The sequence below is a fragment of the Intestinibacillus sp. Marseille-P6563 genome (genome assembly GCF_900604335.1).
Taxonomy (GTDB): Bacteria; Bacillota; Clostridia; order Oscillospirales; family Butyricicoccaceae; genus Butyricicoccus_B.
This window is the reverse complement of sequence record NZ_UWOD01000001.1, coordinates 1,155,226-1,177,010: the sequence shown is the minus strand read 5'-3', so window position 1 is coordinate 1,177,010 and position 21,785 is coordinate 1,155,226. Positions and strand designations below refer to the sequence as shown.

Below are 21,785 nucleotides of genomic sequence, written 5' to 3'. Positions count from 1 at the left end.
ATGGACACCATGCTGGGGCTATACAACGATTCGGCGCATGCGTTCTATGCGAACAACGACGCCATGATGGACAGCCGGGAGCACAGTTTGGATTTACAGAAATCCCTGTCAAAACTGGGCGATGCGTCAGTCAAAGCCAAAAACGGAATTTTGGAGATGCTCGGCGCCCAGGAAGGTGGTGGATTCCGAGAAGGGTCGGCGCTTGCGATCTTGACCGAGCAGGCAGAAGCCTTTGCGTCCTGGACCCAGTCGGCCGATTTTTCAGCCTTTGCGGCCAAAGTCGACCAGGGTGTTGCCAAAGGCCTGGAACTGGCAAAGCAGGGCTTTCAATGGGTTTTGGATAACCGGGAGATGCTTGCAGGGGCGATTCAAAAAATCGCTGTGGCCTTTGCTGGCATGAAGCTTTTAAAGTTTGGCAGCGATACGGCCAGCGCCATCATGACCCTTGGTAGGTTCGGCAAGACGATCGCCACCTTGGCGGGCAACCCGTTGCCCAAATTGCTGAGCGTTATGAAAGGCGGCTTGGATACGGCGCTGACCGGTTTGACCCAAGGCATCGGCTCGGCCGGAGGCGGCCTTTTGAAAATGGGAAGCGCCGCTGGGGGTGCAATCAAAGCCCTGATGGGCCTACTTGCTGCAAATCCGGTGATTCTGATTGTAGTTGGTGCGATTGCGGCCCTGGTCGCCATCGGCATCGCCATCTACAAAAATTGGGACACCATCAAAGCAGGAGCGCTGGCCCTGTGGGAAACGGTGAAGGAGAAATTCCAGGGCATCAAAGATGCGATTACCAACGCATTTAATTCCGTTCTCGAATGGGCCGGGAAACTCAAAGACTTTTTTGTAGATACCTTCCTTGGTGCGGTCAACAAGGTCAAGGAAACATTCGACAAGGTCAAAGATGCGGTCGGCGGCCTCATCAATAAGGTCAAGGACTTCCTTGGCATGGACACCAACAAAGAGGTCAAGGTCACGACCAAATATGACGACAGCCATGGGCACAACGCCCTGGGCACGAGTTACTGGCGCGGCGGCCCGACCGCCGTACACGAGCGCGGCGGTGAGATTATCGACCTGCCGAACGGCACGCGCATCATCCCGCATGACGTGTCCGAGAAGATGGCAGGCGGGCGCAATATAAACCTCTATGTCATCGTGCAGGGCAACGTGATCGGCAACCGGCAGTATGCCGACGAGCTGGGCGAGATCGTCGTGGGTAAGGTGCTGCGCGCGATAGACAATGTGTAAAACAAAAGCCGCCCCAAAGGGCGGCTGGTAGACAAAGAACGACAGCGTATGCTATAATCAGGGCGGACGCTGTTACATAATGGCGGTCAAGACCCACCTTTCCCCGGCGCATTTTACCGCGAGGGGAGGTGGTGCGTATGGGAAAAAAGGCTTTTCAGCTTTTGATGTGTGCAGCCATGCTGCTGTACATATTCACCATAAAAGCGCGTTGACCGCTCAGCTGCATCCGAGCGGTCAACATTTAGATTGACTAAACTCCGGGTCTGACTGCTGTAACAGCGTCCCTTTGTATCTGTATTATAGCGCGCGCGCTCCGTCTTTGTCAAGTTGGCAGAGATGGGGCGTTTTTTGTTTGGGAAAGGGGGATAAATGGCTTATCAAGTGATTTTCAGTGTCAACAACAACGAGGAAGTCTTTGTGCTGCCCCATGTGCCGGTGGACTTCCCGCTGCCCCAGCCCGAGCAGCACAGCGAAACCTATACCGGTTTAAGCCAGGACTATCGCCGCATCGGCACCATGGGCCTGCGCACGCTTTCCTGGAACAGCTTTTTCCCGGTCGGGCGGCGGTATGGCTTCATGCCCGCCGAAGCGCTCGAGGACGGCTGGGCCTATGTCAGCTTCTTTGAGCGCTGGCGGCAGCGCAAGGTGCCGTTTCGGATGATCGTGCTGGACAGCCAGGGCGTCAGCCGGCTGAACATGGCTTGCACGGTGGATACCTTCGAGCCAAGCGTCAAACGTAACGGCGATATCGCGTACAGCATCGCCGTGACCGAATACCGGTTTATCCAGTAAGGGGGCGGGACGCATGGCAGATCGAGCAGACGACCATCGTGTGCTGCTAGACAGCGGCGGCACGCTGAAAGATATCACACCCCTGGTGGGCGACCTGACCGCGACCGACGACCTGGAAACGCTGGCCGTGGAAGTGGGCTTTACCCTGCTGGTCAGCCCCTGGGACCGGTATGTGCCGACCGGGGTGCTGGAACCGGGCAGCAAGCTGCGCATCCGCAACCATGGCGTCGATGTCTGGTCGGGCGTGGTCGTGACCGTCGGGCTGGACGGCAGCGTCACCGCCTATGACCGGGGCTGGTATCTGGGCAAGAGCCAGGTCGTCTTGCAGGCGCGGGCCGCGCCCGCGGCCGAGGTCATCCGCCGGGCGTGCGCCCTGGCCGGTATCCCGGCGGGCAGCATCGACGTGCCCGCGCAGACGATCACCCAAATCTGGGCGGGCGATACCCCGTCCGACATCATCGGCGACGTGCTGGACGCATGCAGCGCCGCGACCGGCAAGACCTATCATTCGTTCGTGCGGGACGGTGCGCTGCAAGTCGAAACGCTGGGCACGACGCCCATCACCGCCTATCACAAACCGGCCGACAACGTGGCGGCCTTTGATATCACCTGGGCGCTCGGGCAGGTGTCGGGCGAGGACAGCATCACCGACATGGCCAACGCGGTCAAGATCGTGGCCGGGGACGACCAGACGACCTACATCGGCGCGCAGGCCAGCAATGCGGCGAGCATCGCGCAGTATGGCTACTTGCAGACGGTCGAAAGCGTCAGCGAGGACCCCGGCGCGGCCCAGCTCGAAGCCATGGTGCGCAGCTTGCTCGCGCAGAGCGACCGGGTTGCGGCGACGCGCACGGTCAGCGAGATTTGGGGCAGCGATGCAGTCAAAAGCGGCGTGGTGCTCCAGTTCAATTCCCCGGCCTTCGGCATCATGGGCGCTCACCGGGTCACGCGCGTCGTGCATCACTACGGCGGCGCGGGGCACACGATGGAACTGGAACTATCGGCGCTTTCTCAACCGCGGGCCGTGCCGCAGGCAGCCGATACCGTGGAGGTCTACGGCTTTCCGGCGAGCATCGGAGCCGGAAGCGGCACCGGCACCGACAGCACCGGGACCGGCAGCGCATCTGCCTTTGTCCAGACCGCGGCGGGCGAAATCGGATACCGCGAAGGGCCGGGCAACCAAAACAAATATGGGGCCTGGGCGGGCAATGACGGCGTGGCCTGGTGTGCCTATTTCGTGTGCTGGTGCGGCGCACAGGCGGATGCACCCATCCCGACGAACATCGGCAGCGTGAGCGGCCTGCGCGACTGGTTTTCGGCGCGGGGCAAGTATCACACGGTTGCGAGCGGATACCGCCCCAAGACGGGCGACATTATGATTCAAAAGACGGGCGCGAGCCATACCGGCATCGTCGAGAGCGCGAGCGGCAGCCAAGTGCAGACCATTGAGGGCAACTGCTCAGACATGGTGCGGCGCATGACGCGCAGCTTGAGCGAGATCGACGGCTTTTGCTCGCCCTGGGACTAAGGAGGATACGCTTTGAGCAGCTATGATGTAGCGCTGGCGCGCAGGCTCAAGCGCCTGTCCCGCGCGGGGAAAGACCCCGGCTGGCGGGAGCTGCGCTGTGAATCGACCAGCCCACTGACCTTTGCAAGCGGCGACGGCAGCCTGCTTTTTACCGCAGACACCGGCATGGTGCTGACGGCCGCCGCAGCGTCGCGTACCTGGCAGACCGGGGACCGTGCCGCCGTCCTGCTGGCAGGCAGCGGCGCGCTCGTGCTGGACAAGATCGGAGGATAACATGTTTACATGGAACAGCCGGGAAACCATCCCGGCAGACGAGGTGCAGCGCGTACCGGTGTTTGACTTTGACGCACCGGACAAACGGACGGGCGCGTTCCGTCTGGTGGACGGCACCCCGGCCGAATGCACGGGCGCGGAAGCGGTGCGGCGCTGGTTCGCGCTCATGCTGCGGCAGGAGCCAGGCGGCGTGCCCATCTACCGTTTTGAGGGCCAGCAGCAGCCGGGCGTCAGCCGGTCGGTGCTCGGCCAGCGGGCACCGCTCGGCTGGGCACAGGCCGAAATCGAGCGTAACATCCGCGACACGGCGGCCTTTTGTCCGGCCGTGGCGGCGGTGGACAGCTTTGTCTTTACCCGCCTGCGGCGCGGCATGGAGGTAGCCTTTACCGTCCGGCTGCGCACCGGAGAACAAACGGAGGTGAGCGCCTATGTCGGCGGATGAGATTTTACAAAAACTTTTGGACGCGCTGCCGGACAGCTATCAAAAAACGGTCGGCTTCCCGACCTATGACCTGCTGGCAGCGGCTGCGCTGCGCATGGAGGGCACCGACGAGGAGGTCGCCGCCATGCGGGCATCGCTCGACCCGGAGAACCTGACCGGCAGCGACCTGGACCGCTATATCTTCCCGCGCAGCGGCATCGAACGGCGGCAGGCCACCTTTGCCGAGGGCATCGTCCACGTGACCGGCACCGGCACGGTGCAGCAGGGCGACCTGTTTGCATCCGGCGGCGGGGTGGCCTTCCAGGCCGCGCAGACGGTCACTGTCACCGGCGAGGGCGACGTGCCGGTCATCTGCCGGTCGGACGGCGCAGCTGGGAACCTGCCCGCGCACAGCATCACCCAGATGCCGGTGACCATCCAGGGCATTACGGCCTGCGACAACCCGGAACCGATGACCGGCGGCTATGATGAGGAATCGGACGCCGAGTATTATGCGCGCCATCTGCTCAAGGTGCGCACCCCGCCGACCTCGGGCAATGTCTACCATTATCAAAGCTGGGCGCTCGAAGTGGCGGGCGTCGGGCATGCCAAGGTATTCCCCTTGGGGCATGGCGCGAACACGGTGGACGTGGTGCTGGTGGACAGCAACGGCCAGCCCGCCCCCGCGGAGCTGGTGCAGACCGTGCAAGAGTACATCGACCCCGGCAGCACCGGCGAAGGCGCGGGCGAAGCGCCGATCGGCGCGCAGTGCTATGTCAGCGCGGCGAGCGAAAAGAGCATTTCGGTCAGCGCCAGCGTGACCAAATTGGACACGGCAGACGAGGAGAGCGTGACGGCTGCCATCCAGGACGCCGTGAGCGCCTATCTGGCCAGCATCGTGTTTCAGCAGGATTATGTGTCTTTCGGCCAGATCGCGGCTGCGATTTTGGACGCGCCGGGCGTACTCGACTTTGAAAACCTGCAAATAAACGGCGGCACGGCCAACATCTCGGTCGGAGAACGGGAAGCGGCCGTACTTGGGGAGGTGACGCTCAGCTATGCAGGAGCATGATGATATGCTGCAAAGCCTGCCGGTGGCTTACCGGCGCGATGCCTGGGTGGTCGCGTTGCTGTCTGCCCTGGGAGCGCAGGACGAAGCGCAGCGGCAAGCGGCGCGCGATACGGCAGCGCAAGTCTTTCCCGACGCCATGACCTGGGCGCTGGCAATCGAGGAACGCATTGCCGGGCTGACGCCGGGTGAATCCGCCCCCATCGAGGAGCGCCGCAGCGCGCTAATCGCCAAGTGGCGCAGCATGACCGGCAAAAGCGACCTGGAAAAAATCCGTGCGATCTGCGGCTCCTGGCAGGGGGTCGCCGCGCAGGTGGACTATTACGCTCCGGAGTATCGCATCGAGGTGCTGTTTCGCAGCTGGGACGGCATACCCACCAACATGGAAAATGTGCGGCAGGCCCTGCGCGCGGTCATCCCGGCGCATTTGGCGTTTGCCGTCCTGGCACGGCTGATGCGCGAAACGCAGGCGGTGACGCGGCTCGCAGCCGCAGGCGTGCGGGCCAAACATTACGGACAATACGAGGTGAAGTTATGAGCTGGACAAACGCGGTCATTACCGACGCGGGGCATCGCCTGCAAGCGGCGCTGCTTGGCACCGGCAAGGGGCTGGTGTTTACGCGGGCGGTGACCGGTGCCGGACTTGCCGAAGGGGAACTGGCGGCGCAGACCGCTGTGACCGAAGAACGGCAAACGCTGTCGCTCCAACCGGCGACGCCGCTGGAGGACGCCAAGACAAAGGTGCAGGTGCTCTTATCCAATGCCGGGCTGGAAGCCGGGTACACCATGCACCAGCTGGGCTTTTATGCCAAGGCACAGGATGCGGAGGAAGAAATCCTGTATGCGCTTGTGCAGGACGAAACGGGCGACGTCATTCCGGCCGATGCCGAAAGCCCCGGCTTTACGTCCGACTGGTCGTATGTGTTCGCCTACGGCAACGCGGACAGCGTGACGGTCACAGTCGACCCGGCCGGGATGATCACATGGGACAGTTTTCATGCGCACACTGCGGATACCAGCCAACACCTATCCGACGGCGAGCGCGCAGCCTGGAATGCAAAAGGGACTCCGTACCGCACGCAGCTTACGCTGACCACCGGCGGATGGTCGGGGTCTGGGCCGTATACGCAGACGGTCACAGCGACAGGCATCACATCCGATCTGACGCCGGTGGCCGACGTTGTGTTGTCAAGTGATACGGCAGCAGCCAAGCTGCAACTGGAAGCCTGGGGCTGCGTCAGTCGGATGGAAACGCTGAACGGACAGGTCAAAGCGACCTGTCTGGAAAAGAAGCCGGGGGTCAATCTGACCGTGCAGCTGGTGGGCTGCAAAGGAGGCAGCGTATGAGCCAGGCGATACTGACAAGGCGCGGGAGAGAAAGCAGTCCAAAGATGGTTGTTTACTCCAATAATGAGTTTGCGTATGGCTCAGTATGGGAGGTATGCAGTGCGCCCAAACGCGATACGTTGATTGCAGCGCAATTTAGTTACAATACGATCTGTGTTACAGTTTGCGTCTACCATGCGGATACGCAGGAAATAGAATATGTTGCAAATACCAGCTCACGTCTTGAGTTCTCGTTACGTGAAGGGAAAATATTCATAAAACAAACCGCAGAAAATTCGCCAATGCGTGGGAAAGTCGTACTAATGGAATGACCGGACAAAACAATAGATAGGTCAGTAATAAGGAGATAAAAACATGAAAAATGTGAAAATTTTCGGGGGGGGGGTACTAAAATCCAAGGTTTTAGTGCGTCCTGCGTGTAAAAAACACACGGAAGGCGGTGACCTTCATGGGTAACTGCCTGATCACGCGACGGGGCGGCGGCAGCTCCGGTTTACCCAAACCAGGGGATGGACAACTGATCTATAATACAGCTCTGCCGGAAGAGGGTATGTCGGTAAAAGATTATTCGGTGATTGCTGGCCCATATGATAGTGGCGGCTACTACATCATTTTCATTCAAGAAAACCTTTTATTGCGGGCAGGTGGTAATGCGGCATATGCTCCGTTAGTGAGAAAACTTGGAGATTCGGAAAGCGTTAGTTTTAACGCGTATTGTCTTTATTACGCGGACACAAAAATCATCAAAAGTACAACGAACAGCAGCAAATATTTCTTTCTATACAAATAGCAGCAATAAAAAAGCCGCCCCTTGAGGGCGGCAGGACAACTTGATATCGGGCAGCGCAGCGTGATAGAATAAGACGGGCGCTGTCGTTCCCAGCGGCGGGCGGTTGACCACTCCTTCGAGAGAGGGGGTGATCGTTTGTGAGAATGAAACTATTTCGTTTCTTCGTATGCATGGTCTTTTGGCTCTACATACTTTCCATAAACGCGAAATAACCGCCCCATCGACCAAAATGTAGCGGTTATTCCATAACTTCTATATAGGGTCAGCCGCCTGCCGACAGCGCCCCTTTGTATTGATATTATATCGTGTTTGCTCTGCCTATGTCAAGGCAGGGCTTTTTTCTTACCCTTTTGAGGTTCATTTTCCGCAGATTTGCGGGAGTAAGTACCAAATAAATTTTAAGGCCACAAGGCCGGAAAGGACAAAATTATGAAAAACATCTACATCCAGAATCACGAGGAAATCAAAGCCATCTGCGCCGGAAAGAACGACGAAAAGCGCAAATATGACGTGAATGTCGGGCTGGACATCTTTGATAAGCGCTGCGGCCTGAAATATGATGGCAAGGCGCGTGCCGAGTACAAACAGTACTGTGGCCTGCCGCTGAGCGTCAAGGACAAGGACCTGCTGGGCCTGTAAGGGGAAAGGGGGTGACGGGGCGGGCTTTCCCGCCCCATTGAATCCATGCAAACTGAAATTATTGTATCCCTTATCACCGGAGGTCTGGCGCTGATCGGCGTGATTCTGTCCAACCGGGCGGCCGGGAATCGCACGGATGAAGCCATCCGTACCGCGCAGGCGGTCACGGACGCCAAATTAGAGGCTTTGACCCGCGAGGTGCGCGAGCACAACAACTTCGCCCGGCGGATGCCGGTGGTCGAGGAGCAGATAAAAGTCATCAACCATCGAATCAAGGACTTGGAACAGGAGGAATGAGGCCATGAACATTACCAAAGGAACGCTGGCACGGACGATCATCCTGGCGCTGGCGCTGATCAACCAGATTTTGAGCGTGTGCGGCATTGCCGTGCTGCCGATCGAGGACGGCCAGATCGAAACGCTGGTTTCCACGGCTTGGACGGTTGCAGCCGCAGTCGCCGCCTGGTGGAAGAACAATAGCTTCACGAGGGCAGCCATCGCCGCCGATCAGGCGCGGAAGGAGGGGCAGTTTGGAGATTAAAAGCAAAGCCTGCAACCCTGGGAACTACGGCGGGACGCTGAAAAATGTTCAGTACATTGTCGTACACTGGACCAGCAACCAGGGCGACACGGCGAAGAACAATGCCGATTATTTTGCGCGGGAAGTGGTGAAAGCCAGCGCCCATTATTTCGTGGACGAAAACGAGGTTTGGAACAGCGTGCCGCCGGACCGGCAGGCATGGCATGTAGGTGCAAAAAGCTATGTGCATCCGTATTGCCGGAATTCGAACAGCATCGGCGTGGAGATGTGCCTGACCGGCAAGGGCTATGTGCTGCGACGCGGCACGATCGAACGCGCGGTGAAACTGGTGCGTGAGCTGATGCAGAAATACGACGTCCCGTTGGATCATGTGCTGATGCACCACGACGTAACCGGAAAATACTGCCCCGGCCCGTTTGTCGATCAGCCCAGTTTGTGGGACGATTTCAAAGCGGCGCTGGCCGCAGAACCGGAGGAGAAAATGAAAGTTTATAAGTATGTGCCCGAGATGCCCACCTGGGCGCAGGGTACCTTTACCCGACTGGTACAGTCCGGGTACATCGCCAAGGATGAAAAAGGCGAGATCGAGGTGCAGGAGTGCAGCTTGCAGCCGCTTGTCTACATGGACCGGCTGCTCGGCGGGAAAATTGAGAAACTGCCGGAACTGATGCAGAATATTTGTAAATAAGAAAATGCCCCAGCCAATGCTGGGGCATTTTGTTTACGCCTTTCAATGATAATCGTATATAAAATACAATGACTTATTCGTAAGTCATCAATAAGACGTCGTTGACTGCCTGGCCGATGAGTGCATAATCATGCGCTTCATGCAGCAGCCCCTTTTGCGCGGCCGAGGTTTTGGCCGCCAGTGCCGCCATGACCGTCAATCCAACCGCATTTAACCGGGTGGTCAGGTTGGATAAAAACGCTGCATACCGCTCGCGGTCGGCCGGGGGAATGAATTCAAAATCGACATCCACTCCGCCGTATCCACGCTTTTGCAGGCAGTCGATCAGATTGTCGATGAGTTTTTCCTGTGCATCTGGGTTGTTCAGAAACTGGCTGGCCCGTTCGCCGGAGAACGAACCATCTTCGGCCAGCGTGGTCAACACCATCAAGGGGACGGCGCCAAATTCCCGCGCCGCTTCGGGCAGGCCGCGATCATCGATGTAAACCAGGCTGCCATCTGGCTGCACGCCAAAGGAAAAGACGGCTAAGTACGTTAAATAGGGCAGCGTTTTTCGCAGGATGGCGCGATCGATGTTGGGATACGCATAGCCTTTGACGGCAAATACCCCTTTTTTCACGCCGTCATATTCGATCACAAGCTGTTGCCCCGGATAGATGCGGTCGTTGCCGCCAAGCTGTGGATTGTTCTGCCAGAGCTGAAACACCGTGACACCGGTGCGGCTGGCGATGTTGCCCAGGGTATCCCCAGCCTGTACGGTATAGACCCGTTTGGGCTTTAGGATGACCAAGGTTTGGCCGGGCGTCAAACGCGCCGGTTCCTGCAAACCATTGTCCACAACAATGCGCCGCATGGGAACGTCGTGCATCCGGGCAATGGAATACACGGTATCGCCAGGTTTTACCACATGGATCGTCATACACAAACCACCTTTCACTTTGCAGGATATGCCGCGGGCCGGAAAGATGTGACAATCCAAAAGACTAAGTTTGCATTTGTGCAAAAATTTTGAAGAATGCGGCTTTGCAAGACCGTGTGTTCGTGCTATGATTAGAATAATTGACGGAAGGCGTTTTTTACGCCCGAATGAGGGGAGAAAGAAATTTATGGCAGATATTTTGCAGCATCTGAGAGATAATCGTGAATGGGGCAACCTGTATCATGAGCTCCATGGACTGACGATTTTGTCCTTGTCGGACGGTTATGCAGAAGTTTACTTACCCGCGCGGCCGGAAGTGCTCAATCCCATGGGCAAATTCCACGGCGGTGCGATCTATACACTGTGCGATGTGGCAGCCGGTACGGCGGCGGCAGCGCGCGGACGGCTTGCGGTCACCCTGTCCAGCTCCATGAGCTACATGCGTCCGGGCCACAACGAGGAAGGCCTGACCGCCAAAACCACCGAACTGAAATATGGTAAAACCACAGCGGTATACAGTGTGGATGTTTATCAGGGTGACCGGCTGATCGCCAACGGACAATTTACCATGTTCTTCACCGGACAAGAGATGGGAGAAACTACATGACCTCAGGCTTTGTCCAGCCTTTGCTCGACTGGTATGAAGTGCATCAGCGCCGCCTGCCCTGGCGGCGCGATCAGGATGCCTACCATGTCTGGCTCAGCGAGATCATGCTCCAGCAAACACGGGTCGAAGCCGTTATTCCTTATTATGAACGGTTTTTGGATGCCTGCCCGACCGTACGCGACCTGGCCGCCCTGCCCGAAGAAAAGCTGCTCAAACTTTGGGAAGGACTTGGCTATTACAGCCGCGCCCGCAACCTGCACAAAGCCGCGCGCGTGGTCTGCGAACAGTACGACGGCCAGTTTCCGGCCGATTATGCTGCGTTGCGCGCCTTGCCCGGCGTGGGCGACTATACCGCCGGGGCGGTCGGCTCGATCGCCTTTGGCCTGCCCGTCCCGGCGGTGGACGGCAATGTCCTGCGTGTGACTGCGCGGCTGACCAATGACGCCCGGCCCATCGACGATACCCGCGTCAAGCGGGAGATGACCGAAACCGTCCGTGCCGTCCTGCCCGAAGGGCAGAGCGGCACCTTTAATCAGGCGCTCATGGAATTGGGCGCCACGATTTGTTTGCCAAACGGCGCGCCCAAATGCGCCGACTGTCCCTGCCTGCCCTGGTGTGAAGGGTATGCCCAAGGGTCAGCCGCTATGCTGCCCGCGCGCACGCCCAAAAAGGCGCGGCGCATCGAAGAACGTACGGTCCTCGTGCTGCACGATGGCGACCGGGTGGGCCTGCGCCGCCGTCCGGCGCGCGGCCTGCTGGCCGGGCTGTGGGAATTTCCGGCCTACGAAGGCAAACTATCCCCGGCACAGACCCGCGAAAAACTGGAACAGGATGGGTTTCAGGTGCGGGAAATGCTGTCCCTCCGGCCGGCTAAGCATGTATTCAGCCATGTCGAATGGCACATGACCGGCTATGATATCGACCTGGCGACCGCGGGCGAAGGACTCACGTGGGTGACGCCTGCGCGGCTGCGCGGGGAATATGCGCTGCCCTCGGCCTTTCGGGCCTTTCTGGACGGATTGGAGGATGCCTGATGGAATACGAACGTGTGGTGCATCCGTTTGGTCCGCTGTATGACGCCGAGAGCCGGGTGCTGATTTTGGGGTCCATTCCAAGTCCCAAGTCGCGGGAAGTGAATTTCTTTTACGGTCATCCGCAAAATCGGTTTTGGCCGGTGCTGGCCGCTGTGTTCGGCGAACCGGCGCCGCAGACGATCGAAGAAAAACGCGCGCTGGCGCTGCGGCATCATATTGCCTTGTGGGACACCTTGGCTTCGTGTGAGATTCGCGGCGCATCCGATGCCGCCATCCGCAACCCGGTGGCAAACGACATCGCGGCGCTGCTGCCCAAAACCAAAATTCGTGCGGTGTTCTGTACTGGTGCAGTGTCGCACAAGTGGTATACCAAGCTGTGTCAGCCGTCGACTGGCATCCCGGCGGGCAAATTGCCCTCGACCAGCCCGGCCAATGCCGCCTGGTCGTTTGACCGGTTGCTGGAAGCGTACCGGGTGATTGGCGAGGTTGTTTCGGTTGACTAACCCGAATAGGGTACGGTATGATAAACGTACTCATGCGGGAGTAGTACACGCAGGATTTGCGTGATCCGTCAACATACTGGTCTGGCTTCGGCCGCCTGGCGGGTCTTAATGAACGAGACGCATGTATGGCAGAAATGCTATACATGCGTCTTTTTTTGTGGTCAAAACGCATAGAGTAAGAGGACGAAATCCATGATAAGAACCAAGGATGGAGGAAGAACAACATGGGATTTTGGGGCATTTTTGCAATCGCCGTCGGGCTGTCGATGGATGCGTTTGCGGTATCGGTCAGCAAGGGTCTGGCCACGCCGCGCTACCAGGCGCGGCAGTCGCTCATCTGCGGCCTGTGGTTCGGTGGGTTCCAGATGCTCATGCCGCTCATCGGCTGCTTTTTGGGCACCCAGTTTGCCGGGTATATCCAGGCCATCGACCACTGGATCGCCTTTGTGCTGCTGGCGCTTATTGGCGGCAATATGATTCGCGAAGCGGTGGGCGGCGAAGAAGAAGCGGCGGACAGTTCGTATGCACCCAGCCGCATGCTGCCGCTCGCCATTGCCACGGCCATCGATGCGCTGGCCATTGGCGTGACGTTTGCATTTTTGCATGTCAACATCTGGACGGCAGTGCTCGAAATTGGCGTGACGACGTTTGTGCTTTCGGCTGCTGGTGTGCGTATTGGCTCGGTATTTGGGGAAAAATATGCCGCGCGTGCCGAGATTGCAGGCGGCGCCATTCTGGTGCTGATGGGTCTGCGTATATTGCTGGAACATCTGGGGATTTTTTGAGGCCAAATTTTGAAAAAATTGCCGGAAAAGGACGGAAATTGCCCGGATAGACTTGCACTTGTGCCGCAAATGATGTAAAATTTCTTTACGAATTCTGAACGGGTTCGCAATTTCAGGGGAAAAAAGGAGAACAACCATGAGCGGTACTTTTTGGGCGGTTCTGCCGCCTGTCATCGCCATCGCGCTGGCCCTGCTGACAAGAGAAGTGTATTCTTCTCTGTTCATTGGTATTTTTGTCGGCGCGCTTATGTTCACCGGCCTGCATCCGCTCGCAGCGACCGAAACGACGTTTTCGATCATGAGCGAAAAGGTTTCCGGCAACATGAGTATCATTTTATTTTTGGTTATGCTGGGCATTTTGGTGTCTCTCATCACCAAATCGGGTGCCTCGCGCGCCTACGGTGAATGGGCTACCCGGCACATCAAATACCGGCGCGGTGCGTCCTTTGCAACTTCGGCGCTGGGCGCGTTGATTTTTGTGGATGACTACTTCAACTGCCTGACCGTTGGCACGGTCATGCGCCCGATCACCGACCGGCAGAAGATCACCCGTGCAAAATTAGCGTATATCATCGATGCGACCGCAGCGCCGGTGTGCATCATTGCGCCGATCTCCTCGTGGGCGGCTGCGGTTTCGTCCTCGCTGCCCGAGGACGCGGGCATCAACGGCTTTTCGCTGTTTTTGCAGACCATCCCGTTTAATCTGTATGCCCTGCTGACGCTGGCTTTCCTCATTTGGGTGTCGGCGGCCGATATCGATTTCTTCGCGATGGACAAGTATAACCAGAAGGTGCGCGAAAGCGGCAAGATCGACTCCAACGGCGAGGAAGCGACCGTTATTGTCGGCCGCGGCCAGGTCAAAGACCTGCTCATCCCGATCTTGTTCCTGATTGCCGTATGCGTGCTGGCTATGTTCTATAACGGCGGCGGCTTTGCAGGCAAGAACCCCATCGATGCCTTTGCCGACTGTACGGCAGCCGATGCGCTGGTGCTCGGTTCGTTTGCAACGCTGGTATTTACCTTCCTGATGTATGTGCCGCGCGGCATTTTGAGCTTTGGTCAGTTCTGTGAATCGTTCACCGAAGGCTTTAAGGCCATGGTTCCGGCGATCTTTATTTTGACCTTTGCCTGGACGCTGTCGGGCATCTGCTCGGAGGAATATCTCGATCTGCGCGGCTTTGTCGCGCACCATATTGGCACCGGCAACACCGGCCTGCTGATGTTTATGCCCGCCATCTTCTTTGTGGTGGCGCTCGGCATTGCGTTTGCGACCGGCACCTCGTGGGGTACGTTCGGTATCCTGATTCCGGTTGCGTTCTCCATCTTTGGCACAGGCAACATGCTGGCGATCACCGTGGCGGCTTGCCTGGCAGGCGCGGTTTGCGGCGACCACATTTCGCCCATTTCGGATACCACCATTCTGGCGTCTGCGGGCGCACAGTGCAAGCACCTCGACCATGTATCTACCCAGATTCCCTATGCGATGAGCGTTGCGGCGATGAGCTTTGTCGGCTATATCGTGGCAGGCGTCACGCAGAACGGCTGGCTGGGTCTGGCGACCGGTGCGGTACTCCTGTTTGTGTTTGCGGTCGTGATGACCAAAAAACAAAAGGCGAAAAAGTAAATCCTTTGAAAACGGCACGGACGACAATCCGTGCTGTTTTTTTTGCGTTGCCAACCGGGTGCATGTGCCGTATAATGAAACCACGCATGGAAGGAGAACCCCTATGGATCAGATTATCAAAACCCTGGCAAAAGAGCTGGGACAACGGGAAAATTATGTCGAAAACGTCGTCAAACTCCTGGACGAAGGCAATACCGTGCCCTTTATCGCGCGGTACCGCAAGGAGATGCACGGCACCATGGACGACCAGACCATCCGTGAGCTGGCCGACCGGCTGCAATATCTGCGCAATCTGGATGCGCGCCGCGCTGAAGTACGCGAAGCGATTGCCGCGCAGGACAAGCTGACGCCTGCGCTCGAGCAAGCGCTGGCTGGCGCGGCCACCTTGGCCGAAATCGAGGACATTTACCGTCCTTATCGCCCCAAGCGGCGCACCCGCGCGTCGATCGCACGGGAAAAGGGGCTGGAACCGCTGGCCGCCCTGCTGCGCGATACCCATGGCAAGGCCGTGCCGGCGCTGGAAGCGGCCCAGCCGTTCGTGCAGCCGGACAAGGGCGTGGAGAGCGCCGATGATGCACTGGCCGGGGCGCGGGACATCCTGGCCGAGGAACTGAGCGACGATGCTGCGGTGCGCGGCCGTCTGCGCGCGCTGCTCATGCGCACTGGGGTACTGCACACGGTAGGCACCGACGAAACCGACACGGTCTATACCATGTACCATGACTTTTCCGAGCCGGTGCGGCGCATGCAGAGCCACCGCATTTTGGCCATCGGCCGCGGCGAGAAGGAAGGCAAACTCAAGGTCACGCTCACCGGCGATGGGGACGAAGCGCTGGTCATCCTGCGGCGGGCGCTGGTCCATCCCAAGAGCGCCTATGCGGACGAGCTGCGCGCCGTGTGTGAGGACAGCTATGCCCGGCTGATTTTCCCCTCGCTCGAGCGGGAGATTCGCAGCGACCTGACCGACCGCGCCAATGAGCAGGCCATCCATACCTTTGCGCTCAATCTGCGGCCGCTGCTCTTGCAGCCGCCCGTCCGTGGCCGGGTCATGCTGGGCTTTGACCCGGCGTACCGCACCGGCTGCAAGCTGGCCGTCGTCGACCCGACCGGCAAGGTGCTCGAAACCGCGGTCATTTATCCCACGCCACCGCACAAGAAGATCGAAGAATCCAAAAAGGTTATGCACAGGTTGTGCAAAACTCATGGGGTTACGTGCATTGCCATCGGCAACGGGACCGCGTCCAAGGAATCCGAGATTTTTGTGGCCGATTTCATCCGCGAATATGGCGGCGGGGTGCAGTATATGGTCGTGTCCGAAGCCGGGGCGTCGGTCTATTCGGCATCCAAGCTGGGCGCCGAAGAATTTCCGGACTTCGATGTGTCGCTGCGCTCGGCGGTGTCGATTGCCCGGCGCTTGCAGGACCCGCTGGCCGAACTGGTTAAAATCGACCCCAAGTCGATCGGTGTGGGCCAGTATCAGCACGACATGCCGCAGGCCAGACTGGGCGAAACACTGGACGGCGTGGTCGAGGACTGCGTTAGTTCGGTGGGTGTGGACCTCAACACGGCATCGCCCGCGCTGCTTAGCCGGGTGGCTGGTGTGAGCAAGACGGTATCCAAGAACATCACGGCCTACCGCGAACAAAATGGCAGCTTCCAAAACCGCAAACAACTGCTCAAAGTCAAGGGCCTGGGACCCAAGGCCTATGAGCAGTGCGCCGGTTTTCTGCGCGTGCCGGGCAGCGATGAACTGCTCGACCGCACCGCCGTGCACCCGGAATCGTATGAAGCCGCGCGCACCTTGCTGATGCTGTGCGGCTATACCGAAGCCGACGCCGCCCGCGGGCAGGTGGGCGAACTCGCGGCCCGCCTGCAAACCTTTGGCGCCGCCGAAGCTGCGGCCCGCTGCGGGGTGGGTGTGCCGACCTTGCAGGACATTGCCGCCGAGCTGCAAAAGCCCGGACGGGACATCCGTGACGAACTGCCGCAGCCGGTGCTGCGCTCGGACATCCTGGACGTCAAGGACTTAAAGCCGGGCATGGACCTAAACGGCACGGTGCGCAACGTGACCGACTTTGGCGCGTTCGTGGACATCGGTGTCCACCAGGATGGGCTGGTGCATGTGTCCGAACTGTCGAATAAATTTGTCCGTCATCCGTCCGAAGTGGTCACAGTCGGGGATGCGGTGCGCGTGCGCGTGCTGTCGGCCGACGCCAAGACCGGCCGTATTTCGCTGTCCATCAAACAGGCCGAAAAGGGCGAATAATACCCGGTTTCGTCCGATGCAACCCAAAGTTTACATGGGTTTCGGCAAATGCAACACAAACATGATAGCCGTAGACCGCCTGTCCATGCTATCCTGAGAACAGAAAAAATAAAGTGAGGTGGACACGATGGCATTTCCAGAAAATTTACAATACCTACGGGCACGGGACAGCCTGACCCAGGAACAACTTGCCGAACGGCTGGGGGTATCGCGCCAGTCGGTCAGCAAATGGGAGTCGGGAGTTTCACATAATTAAAGATACCACACCAATCCCATGCTGACTTTTGCTCAACCGATACAGCCGGAGGGCTGGATAACAAGAAAAGGCGGTATGCGCCCCGTGGAGGGGGAGCGTACCGCCTTTTCTTGTGGGGGTTTCCAAAGGGGGCAAAGCCCCCATTTGGCACACGACTTTGCGAAGCAAAGTGTAGTGTGTTATACCTGCTGGCGTGGCTGACGGGGGAAACGGGGTGCGGTGCTTTTTGCGCCCCGTTTGCTCCGGCAGGAAAACAGGCTGAATTTTTGTGAATGGGAATGAACAAAAAATCGGGCTGGTTTCAGAGAACGGCGGCAGGTATATGAAAGCCCCGTCCCTCGTCCTACGCTCCGACTTGTGGACAAAATGTCCCGAAGCTGTGGCCACACTCCCGGAAAAGTAGCAGGACAGCGGGCAACCGTCAAGGCTGAAATGAACGGTTTTATACCCGGCCTTGACCGCCGCCCTCCGTCCCGCTGAACGGGCAGACAAGGCGGCCAATCCCTCAAAGTGCTTGGCCGCACTTTTTTTAATTTGGGAGCGTTCTCCCTTGCAAAATTGAAATGGGCGGGAAGCCATTTTGTGGCTTTCCCGCCTTGATTACCTTTTGCAAAGACGGGCGGGGCTGTCAACGGCGGCGCATGAAATGTGAACTGCACCCCAAAAGTTGGACAAGAAAGTCAACGAAAGGGGTGCAGAAATCTATGGGAAAAGAATTGTTCAGTGAGGAATTAAAATTAGCAGTTGTTCAGTATGTACTGGAAGGGCATACACGCAAAGAGGCATCCGAGAAATTTTGCGTATCCTGTACGCCGATTGAAAAATGGGTAAACTTGTATAAGCTGCATGGTGCAAAAGGACTTCTAAGCAGAAATCTGGTTGGCCGACAAAAAGGCTTTGATGGCGAGTTTCGCCTAAAAGTGTTACAATACAAGCAGGAACATCACTTATCCTGTACACAGACAGCTATGCACTTTTGCCTTGATGTTGTAACAGTGTGCCGGTGGGAGAAGAAATTCCAAAAGGAAGGTGCACGGGGACTTATGAAAAAGCAGGCGACAAAAGGTAGCGAAAAACGACAAAAGAAGCAGGAACAGTCGGAGCTGCAACAGGAAAACAAGCGGCTGTCAGAAGAAAATTACCGGTTGAGAATGGAGAATGATTACCTAAAAAAATTAAACGCCTTAATTCAGAAGCGGGAAGAACCCGAATAAGCGATGTTGTGGCTGCTGTTACAGAATTAAGGCGTGATTATCCTCTGGCAGCATTACTTAAACTGGCCGGCATTCCCCGAAGTACATACTACTATCATTCCCGGAAAGCCAATGCTGTGGATAAATACGCAAAAGAAAGGGCGGAAATCATAGCAATTTATCAGGAGAATCAAGGCCGGTACGGGTATCGGCGGATTGGTATGGAATTACGCAACAGAGGCTTTTGTCTGAACCACAAGACGGTACAAAAGCTGATGAAGGAGTCAGGCCTAAAATGTATGGTACGAATGAAAAAGTATCGTTCTTACCGTGGAGAAGTCGGCAAGATTGCACCAAATCTACTGGCTAGAGATTTCCATGCGGAAAGGCCGAATCAGAAATGGGTAACTGATGTGACTGAGTTTTCCCTGTTTGGAAACAAACTTTATCTTTCTCCTGTGCTTGACCTGTATAATGGTGAGATCATCAGCTATGCCATCAGTGAACGGGCTAATTACCGCCAGGTGGATGAGATGCTGGATAAAGCATTCTCCCGGCTCCCGGACAGCAGCGGGCTGATCCTTCATTCGGATCAGGGCTGGCAATATCAGAACGTCAGGTATCAAAAAAGACTGTTAGAAAAAGGCATTCGGCAAAGTATGTCCAGAAAGGGAAACTGTCTGGACAATGCGGTTATGGAAAACTTCTTCGGACTGTTAAAATCGGAACTGCTATACCTGCGGACGTTCCAATCATTAGACGAGTTCTGCCAGGAACTGATCGCTTATCTTGAATACTATAACCATAACCGAATCAAAGAAAAATTGAATGGGTTAAGTCCTGTCCAATACAGAATTCAAAATGGCTTTGCCGCATAACTTTTGTCCAACTTTTGGGGAGCACTTCACGGCCCGTTCATCTTGATCGTTGACTGGCTCGGCTGATCTTGCTATTCGGCAGCCAGGCAAATGCTTTTTGTCGCCATGTTATTTCTGAATGCAAGATCATGTTCTACGAAGATCATTGTAGGAGAAAATTCCCTAATCAGATTTTCAATTTGCATTCGAGAATAGATGTCAATATAGTTAAGAGGTTCATCCCACACATACAGATGTGCTTGTTCACAAAGGCTTTTTGCTATCAACACTTTTTTCTTTTGTCCCGCTGAAAAATCTTCCATTTTCTTTTCAAACTGTATTCGTGAAAAATCCATTTTCCGTAAGATTGCCTTAAACAAACTTTCATCAACACGATTGGCTTCCGCGAACTCTGATAACGAACCGTTCAGCATAGAAGTATCTTGAGGTACATAGGACAATATCATGCCAGAACCTATTGCAACTGTCCCACGATGTTCTATTTGTTGCCCGACCAGTAGCTTTAGAAGGCTCGTTTTCCCAGAACCATTTTTTCCATCAAGGGCAATGCGTTCTCCCTGTTTTACTGTAAACGAGATTGGCTGGCAGACATTTTTACCGTCAAAAATCGGTACAACATCAGAGAAAGTCACTAAGGTATCTGAAAAATAGAGAAGCGGAGCTATTTTCAAATCTTCTACGGTTTCCAAATTTTTGAGAAGGCCGGACTTTTCCTCGATTGCCCGTTGCTGCCGCACTTCGATAGCCTTTGAGCGTTTCATCATTTTGGCAGATTTGTGACCAATATACCCTCGGTCAACCGGGCCGTTCCCATATTTTGACGCTTCAATTCGGTCTGACCAGACAGAAGTTCTTTTAGCGGCCTTTTGCATATTATCAATGCTTTTTTTCAGCTTCACATTTTGAGAGAGTTCAAATTCTTGTTGACGCTGGAAGTTGGTGAACCAAGTAGAAAAATTTCCACTTTGCACTTCGATGTTTGACCGATTGATCGACAGGATATGGTCAACACAGCCATCTAAAAAACAGCGATCATGAGAGACTAAGATAAATCCCTTTTTCCGTTTCAGGTATGCTGAAACGGTTTCTCTGGCTTTCATATCCAAATGGTTTGTCGGTTCATCAATCAGTAAAAAGTGTCCATCATTCAGAAATAGAGCGGCAAGCAGCACCTTGGTCTGCTCTCCATTGGAAAGCGTAAAAAATGGCCTCCAAAGTACATCATCACGGACTTCCAGATAGGATAGTTCTCTCAACAGCTCCCACTCTTCCGCCAGCGGGCAGACTTCCGAGAGAATATCCGTAGTTAATCTGTTTTTGTTGTTCACAGGATATGGAAAGTAATCAAATTGCACAGAGGCTTGTATTTTCCCGTGGTATTCATACTTTCCAAGCAAGAGATTTAGAAAAGTTGTTTTCCCTCTACCGTTTCTTCCAACAAACCCAAGTTTCCAATCTGTATCAATTTGAAAATTGACATTTTCAAAAATGTTATCATAGCTGGATGGATAGGCAAAGGTAAGGTTCTCGACTCGGATCATCGACATATCGCATTCCTCCTTTATTCCGGGGATAAAGAACATAAAATAAGAGCTGCAAGAAAGTCAATTCTTGCAGCTCGTCACAGCATAATAGTACCACTCCTATCAAGAGTGATACGCCTACGATATATCGAGTGAATAGACTTTTAACTTTCTTGCAATGGGTACAATGGTACTGTAAAACACAGTATCACTGTATATTCCAATTTATTTGCAAGAAAAGTTAATCATCTTTCCACCTCACCTCTAATTTTATGTATGTTAGTGTATCACAAAGACACAAGCAAGTCAAGGAAAAGGGCAATGATGATAATGAGTATAAGGCAGGGTACTTTCTGTTTTTGCTTCTCTGCGGGATATGAGATTTCGTAAAATCCGATTTAGATGTTAAGGCTCATGTATAAAAGCGGATAAGGATTGCCCTGTTCGTCAAGGTCTGTCCTTTTATAAACCTGAAAGCCCATGTGTTCATAAAAGCCCTTGGCCTGTGGGTTTTGCTCATTCACAGCCACCCGCTCTACGGCATAGGTTTTAATCCCATATTGGAGCAGGCGCTTTCCGAGCCCCTTTCCTCTTTCTTCCGGGGAAATGAACAGCATTTCCAAGGTGCCGTCCTTGATCCCCATAAAAGCCCCGGGGCAGCCCCTATCATCTTCTGCGATCATCAAATGCGCAATTCCAGCGAGCGCCTGCGGTACATATTCTTTTATCTTTTTGATTTCACTGTCCGACAGAAACAGGTGTGTCGCTCTTACAGAACTTTCCCATACCGTCAGCAGCCGATTTATGAAATCCGCCGTCCTGTTTTTGGTTTCTACTTCAATGAATCTCATTTTTCCTTTT

The 21,785-nt window shown here is 55.8% G+C and carries 25 protein-coding genes; 22 read left to right on the top strand and 3 right to left on the bottom strand.

The genetic code is table 11. The features are described 5' to 3' along the window. The 14 genes from EFB11_RS06200 (at position 1) to EFB11_RS06135 (ending at position 9,336) form a co-directional block, all read left to right on the top strand. A complete protein-coding gene (locus tag EFB11_RS06200; protein WP_122789401.1) occupies positions 1–1,248 on the top strand; it encodes a hypothetical protein in 1,248 nt (415 codons plus the stop codon). A gap of 369 nt (positions 1,249–1,617) precedes the next feature. Beyond that, complete coding sequence (locus tag EFB11_RS06195) at positions 1,618–2,040, top strand: phage portal protein (RefSeq protein ID WP_122789400.1); 423 nt, start codon at positions 1,618–1,620, stop codon at positions 2,038–2,040. 13 nt (positions 2,041–2,053) lie between these two features. Next, on the top strand, positions 2,054–3,568 hold the full coding sequence (locus EFB11_RS06190; protein WP_122789399.1) for a CHAP domain-containing protein: 1,515 nt from the start codon (positions 2,054–2,056) through the stop codon (positions 3,566–3,568). Between the two features lie 12 nt (positions 3,569–3,580). Then, positions 3,581–3,841: a hypothetical protein gene (locus EFB11_RS06185; protein ID WP_122789398.1), complete on the top strand. Its 261-nt coding sequence runs from the start codon at positions 3,581–3,583 to the stop codon at positions 3,839–3,841. Position 3,842: 1 nt separating this feature from the next. Beyond that, on the top strand, positions 3,843–4,283 hold the full coding sequence (locus EFB11_RS06180) for a DUF2634 domain-containing protein (protein ID WP_122789397.1): 441 nt from the start codon (positions 3,843–3,845) through the stop codon (positions 4,281–4,283). Further along, a complete protein-coding gene (locus EFB11_RS06175; protein WP_122789396.1) occupies positions 4,270–5,334 on the top strand; it encodes a baseplate J/gp47 family protein in 1,065 nt (354 codons plus the stop codon). Before EFB11_RS06180 ends, EFB11_RS06175 begins: the two co-directional genes overlap by 14 nt. Next, positions 5,321–5,869: a putative phage tail protein gene (locus EFB11_RS06170; protein ID WP_122789395.1), complete on the top strand. Its 549-nt coding sequence runs from the start codon at positions 5,321–5,323 to the stop codon at positions 5,867–5,869. The genes EFB11_RS06175 and EFB11_RS06170 overlap by 14 nt, the downstream gene beginning before the upstream one ends. Then, positions 5,866–6,678 (top strand): hypothetical protein, encoded by an 813-nt coding sequence (locus tag EFB11_RS06165; RefSeq protein ID WP_122789394.1) that lies wholly within the window; start codon positions 5,866–5,868, stop codon positions 6,676–6,678. The genes EFB11_RS06170 and EFB11_RS06165 overlap by 4 nt, the downstream gene beginning before the upstream one ends. Continuing rightward, positions 6,675–6,989 (top strand): hypothetical protein, encoded by a 315-nt coding sequence (locus tag EFB11_RS06160; RefSeq protein WP_122789393.1) that lies wholly within the window; start codon positions 6,675–6,677, stop codon positions 6,987–6,989. Before EFB11_RS06165 ends, EFB11_RS06160 begins: the two co-directional genes overlap by 4 nt. Before the next feature lie 137 nt (positions 6,990–7,126). Next, positions 7,127–7,468, top strand: coding sequence for a hypothetical protein (locus tag EFB11_RS06155; RefSeq protein WP_122789392.1), 342 nt, complete (start codon positions 7,127–7,129; stop codon positions 7,466–7,468). Positions 7,469–7,897: 429 nt separating this feature from the next. After that, complete coding sequence (locus tag EFB11_RS06150) at positions 7,898–8,107, top strand: hypothetical protein (RefSeq protein WP_122789391.1); 210 nt, start codon at positions 7,898–7,900, stop codon at positions 8,105–8,107. A 45-nt stretch (positions 8,108–8,152) separates the two neighbouring features. Next, a complete protein-coding gene (locus tag EFB11_RS06145; protein ID WP_122789149.1) occupies positions 8,153–8,404 on the top strand; it encodes a hypothetical protein in 252 nt (83 codons plus the stop codon). 4 nt (positions 8,405–8,408) lie between these two features. Continuing rightward, the gene (locus EFB11_RS06140; RefSeq protein WP_122789390.1) at positions 8,409–8,648 is read left to right on the top strand and encodes a phage holin; all 240 of its coding nucleotides are present in this window, start codon (positions 8,409–8,411) and stop codon (positions 8,646–8,648) included. Continuing rightward, on the top strand, positions 8,638–9,336 hold the full coding sequence (locus EFB11_RS06135; RefSeq protein ID WP_164706629.1) for a peptidoglycan recognition protein family protein: 699 nt from the start codon (positions 8,638–8,640) through the stop codon (positions 9,334–9,336). The genes EFB11_RS06140 and EFB11_RS06135 overlap by 11 nt, the downstream gene beginning before the upstream one ends. A 73-nt stretch (positions 9,337–9,409) precedes the next feature. Here the strand turns inward: EFB11_RS06135 and EFB11_RS06130 are convergent, their stop codons facing one another. Beyond that, positions 9,410–10,255: a LysM peptidoglycan-binding domain-containing protein gene (locus EFB11_RS06130; RefSeq protein ID WP_122789388.1), complete on the bottom strand. Its 846-nt coding sequence runs from the start codon at positions 10,253–10,255 to the stop codon at positions 9,410–9,412. Positions 10,256–10,442: 187 nt separating this feature from the next. On the opposite strand from EFB11_RS06130, the gene EFB11_RS06125 reads away from it, so the two are divergent. From EFB11_RS06125 to EFB11_RS06085, 8 genes are all read left to right on the top strand, one after another. Further along, positions 10,443–10,862 (top strand): PaaI family thioesterase, encoded by a 420-nt coding sequence (locus tag EFB11_RS06125; RefSeq protein WP_164706628.1) that lies wholly within the window; start codon positions 10,443–10,445, stop codon positions 10,860–10,862. Beyond that, a complete protein-coding gene (gene mutY / locus EFB11_RS06120) occupies positions 10,859–11,896 on the top strand; it encodes an A/G-specific adenine glycosylase (protein WP_122789386.1) in 1,038 nt (345 codons plus the stop codon). Before EFB11_RS06125 ends, mutY begins: the two co-directional genes overlap by 4 nt. After that, entirely contained in the window at positions 11,896–12,399 is a 504-nt protein-coding gene (locus EFB11_RS06115; RefSeq protein ID WP_122789385.1) for a DNA-deoxyinosine glycosylase, read from the top strand. The genes mutY and EFB11_RS06115 overlap by 1 nt, the downstream gene beginning before the upstream one ends. A gap of 224 nt (positions 12,400–12,623) precedes the next feature. Continuing rightward, the gene (locus EFB11_RS06110; protein WP_122789384.1) at positions 12,624–13,184 is read left to right on the top strand and encodes a manganese efflux pump MntP; all 561 of its coding nucleotides are present in this window, start codon (positions 12,624–12,626) and stop codon (positions 13,182–13,184) included. Positions 13,185–13,320: 136 nt separating this feature from the next. Next, complete coding sequence (locus EFB11_RS06105; RefSeq protein ID WP_122789383.1) at positions 13,321–14,808, top strand: Na+/H+ antiporter NhaC family protein; 1,488 nt, start codon at positions 13,321–13,323, stop codon at positions 14,806–14,808. Between the two features lie 103 nt (positions 14,809–14,911). Then, the gene (locus tag EFB11_RS06100; protein ID WP_122789382.1) at positions 14,912–17,074 is read left to right on the top strand and encodes a Tex family protein; all 2,163 of its coding nucleotides are present in this window, start codon (positions 14,912–14,914) and stop codon (positions 17,072–17,074) included. A 127-nt stretch (positions 17,075–17,201) separates the two neighbouring features. Then, positions 17,202–17,330, top strand: a complete 129-nt coding sequence (locus EFB11_RS06095) for a helix-turn-helix domain-containing protein (RefSeq protein ID WP_122789381.1) — start codon at positions 17,202–17,204, stop codon at positions 17,328–17,330. A gap of 704 nt (positions 17,331–18,034) precedes the next feature. Beyond that, positions 18,035–19,401 (top strand): IS3 family transposase gene (locus EFB11_RS06085; protein ID WP_122789290.1). Its coding sequence is split into 2 segments (ribosomal slippage): positions 18,035–18,536 and positions 18,536–19,401, totalling 1,368 coding nucleotides; the frame shifts between segments, so codons are not numbered across the junction. 71 nt (positions 19,402–19,472) lie between these two features. Here EFB11_RS06085 and abc-f read toward each other — a convergent pair. Both abc-f and EFB11_RS06075 read right to left on the bottom strand, forming a co-directional pair. Further along, the gene (abc-f, locus tag EFB11_RS06080) at positions 19,473–20,948 is read right to left on the bottom strand and encodes a ribosomal protection-like ABC-F family protein (protein WP_075876764.1); all 1,476 of its coding nucleotides are present in this window, start codon (positions 20,946–20,948) and stop codon (positions 19,473–19,475) included. Positions 20,949–21,322: 374 nt separating this feature from the next. After that, the gene (locus EFB11_RS06075; RefSeq protein WP_021391067.1) at positions 21,323–21,775 is read right to left on the bottom strand and encodes a GNAT family N-acetyltransferase; all 453 of its coding nucleotides are present in this window, start codon (positions 21,773–21,775) and stop codon (positions 21,323–21,325) included. Positions 21,776–21,785: the final 10 nt, after the last annotated feature.

What these genes read in the sequence shown, in the direction of transcription:
- EFB11_RS06200 (WP_122789401.1), top strand. Translation starts at nt 1, where the DNA reads ATGGACACCATGCTGGGGCTATACAACGATTCGGCGCATGCGTTCTAT.
- EFB11_RS06195 (WP_122789400.1), top strand. Translation starts at nt 1,618, where the DNA reads ATGGCTTATCAAGTGATTTTCAGTGTCAACAACAACGAGGAAGTCTTT.
- EFB11_RS06190 (WP_122789399.1), top strand. Translation starts at nt 2,054, where the DNA reads ATGGCAGATCGAGCAGACGACCATCGTGTGCTGCTAGACAGCGGCGGC.
- EFB11_RS06180 (WP_122789397.1), top strand. Translation starts at nt 3,843, where the DNA reads ATGTTTACATGGAACAGCCGGGAAACCATCCCGGCAGACGAGGTGCAG.
- EFB11_RS06175 (WP_122789396.1), top strand. Translation starts at nt 4,270, where the DNA reads ATGTCGGCGGATGAGATTTTACAAAAACTTTTGGACGCGCTGCCGGAC.
- EFB11_RS06170 (WP_122789395.1), top strand. Translation starts at nt 5,321, where the DNA reads ATGCAGGAGCATGATGATATGCTGCAAAGCCTGCCGGTGGCTTACCGG.
- EFB11_RS06165 (WP_122789394.1), top strand. Translation starts at nt 5,866, where the DNA reads ATGAGCTGGACAAACGCGGTCATTACCGACGCGGGGCATCGCCTGCAA.
- EFB11_RS06160 (WP_122789393.1), top strand. Translation starts at nt 6,675, where the DNA reads ATGAGCCAGGCGATACTGACAAGGCGCGGGAGAGAAAGCAGTCCAAAG.
- EFB11_RS06155 (WP_122789392.1), top strand. Translation starts at nt 7,127, where the DNA reads ATGGGTAACTGCCTGATCACGCGACGGGGCGGCGGCAGCTCCGGTTTA.
- EFB11_RS06150 (WP_122789391.1), top strand. Translation starts at nt 7,898, where the DNA reads ATGAAAAACATCTACATCCAGAATCACGAGGAAATCAAAGCCATCTGC.
- EFB11_RS06145 (WP_122789149.1), top strand. Translation starts at nt 8,153, where the DNA reads ATGCAAACTGAAATTATTGTATCCCTTATCACCGGAGGTCTGGCGCTG.
- EFB11_RS06140 (WP_122789390.1), top strand. Translation starts at nt 8,409, where the DNA reads ATGAACATTACCAAAGGAACGCTGGCACGGACGATCATCCTGGCGCTG.
- EFB11_RS06130 (WP_122789388.1), bottom strand. Translation starts at nt 10,255, where the DNA reads ATGACGATCCATGTGGTAAAACCTGGCGATACCGTGTATTCCATTGCC.
- EFB11_RS06125 (WP_164706628.1), top strand. Translation starts at nt 10,443, where the DNA reads ATGGCAGATATTTTGCAGCATCTGAGAGATAATCGTGAATGGGGCAAC.
- mutY (WP_122789386.1), top strand. Translation starts at nt 10,859, where the DNA reads ATGACCTCAGGCTTTGTCCAGCCTTTGCTCGACTGGTATGAAGTGCAT.
- EFB11_RS06115 (WP_122789385.1), top strand. Translation starts at nt 11,896, where the DNA reads ATGGAATACGAACGTGTGGTGCATCCGTTTGGTCCGCTGTATGACGCC.
- EFB11_RS06110 (WP_122789384.1), top strand. Translation starts at nt 12,624, where the DNA reads ATGGGATTTTGGGGCATTTTTGCAATCGCCGTCGGGCTGTCGATGGAT.
- EFB11_RS06105 (WP_122789383.1), top strand. Translation starts at nt 13,321, where the DNA reads ATGAGCGGTACTTTTTGGGCGGTTCTGCCGCCTGTCATCGCCATCGCG.
- EFB11_RS06100 (WP_122789382.1), top strand. Translation starts at nt 14,912, where the DNA reads ATGGATCAGATTATCAAAACCCTGGCAAAAGAGCTGGGACAACGGGAA.
- EFB11_RS06095 (WP_122789381.1), top strand. Translation starts at nt 17,202, where the DNA reads ATGGCATTTCCAGAAAATTTACAATACCTACGGGCACGGGACAGCCTG.
- abc-f (WP_075876764.1), bottom strand. Translation starts at nt 20,948, where the DNA reads ATGTCGATGATCCGAGTCGAGAACCTTACCTTTGCCTATCCATCCAGC.
- EFB11_RS06075 (WP_021391067.1), bottom strand. Translation starts at nt 21,775, where the DNA reads ATGAGATTCATTGAAGTAGAAACCAAAAACAGGACGGCGGATTTCATA.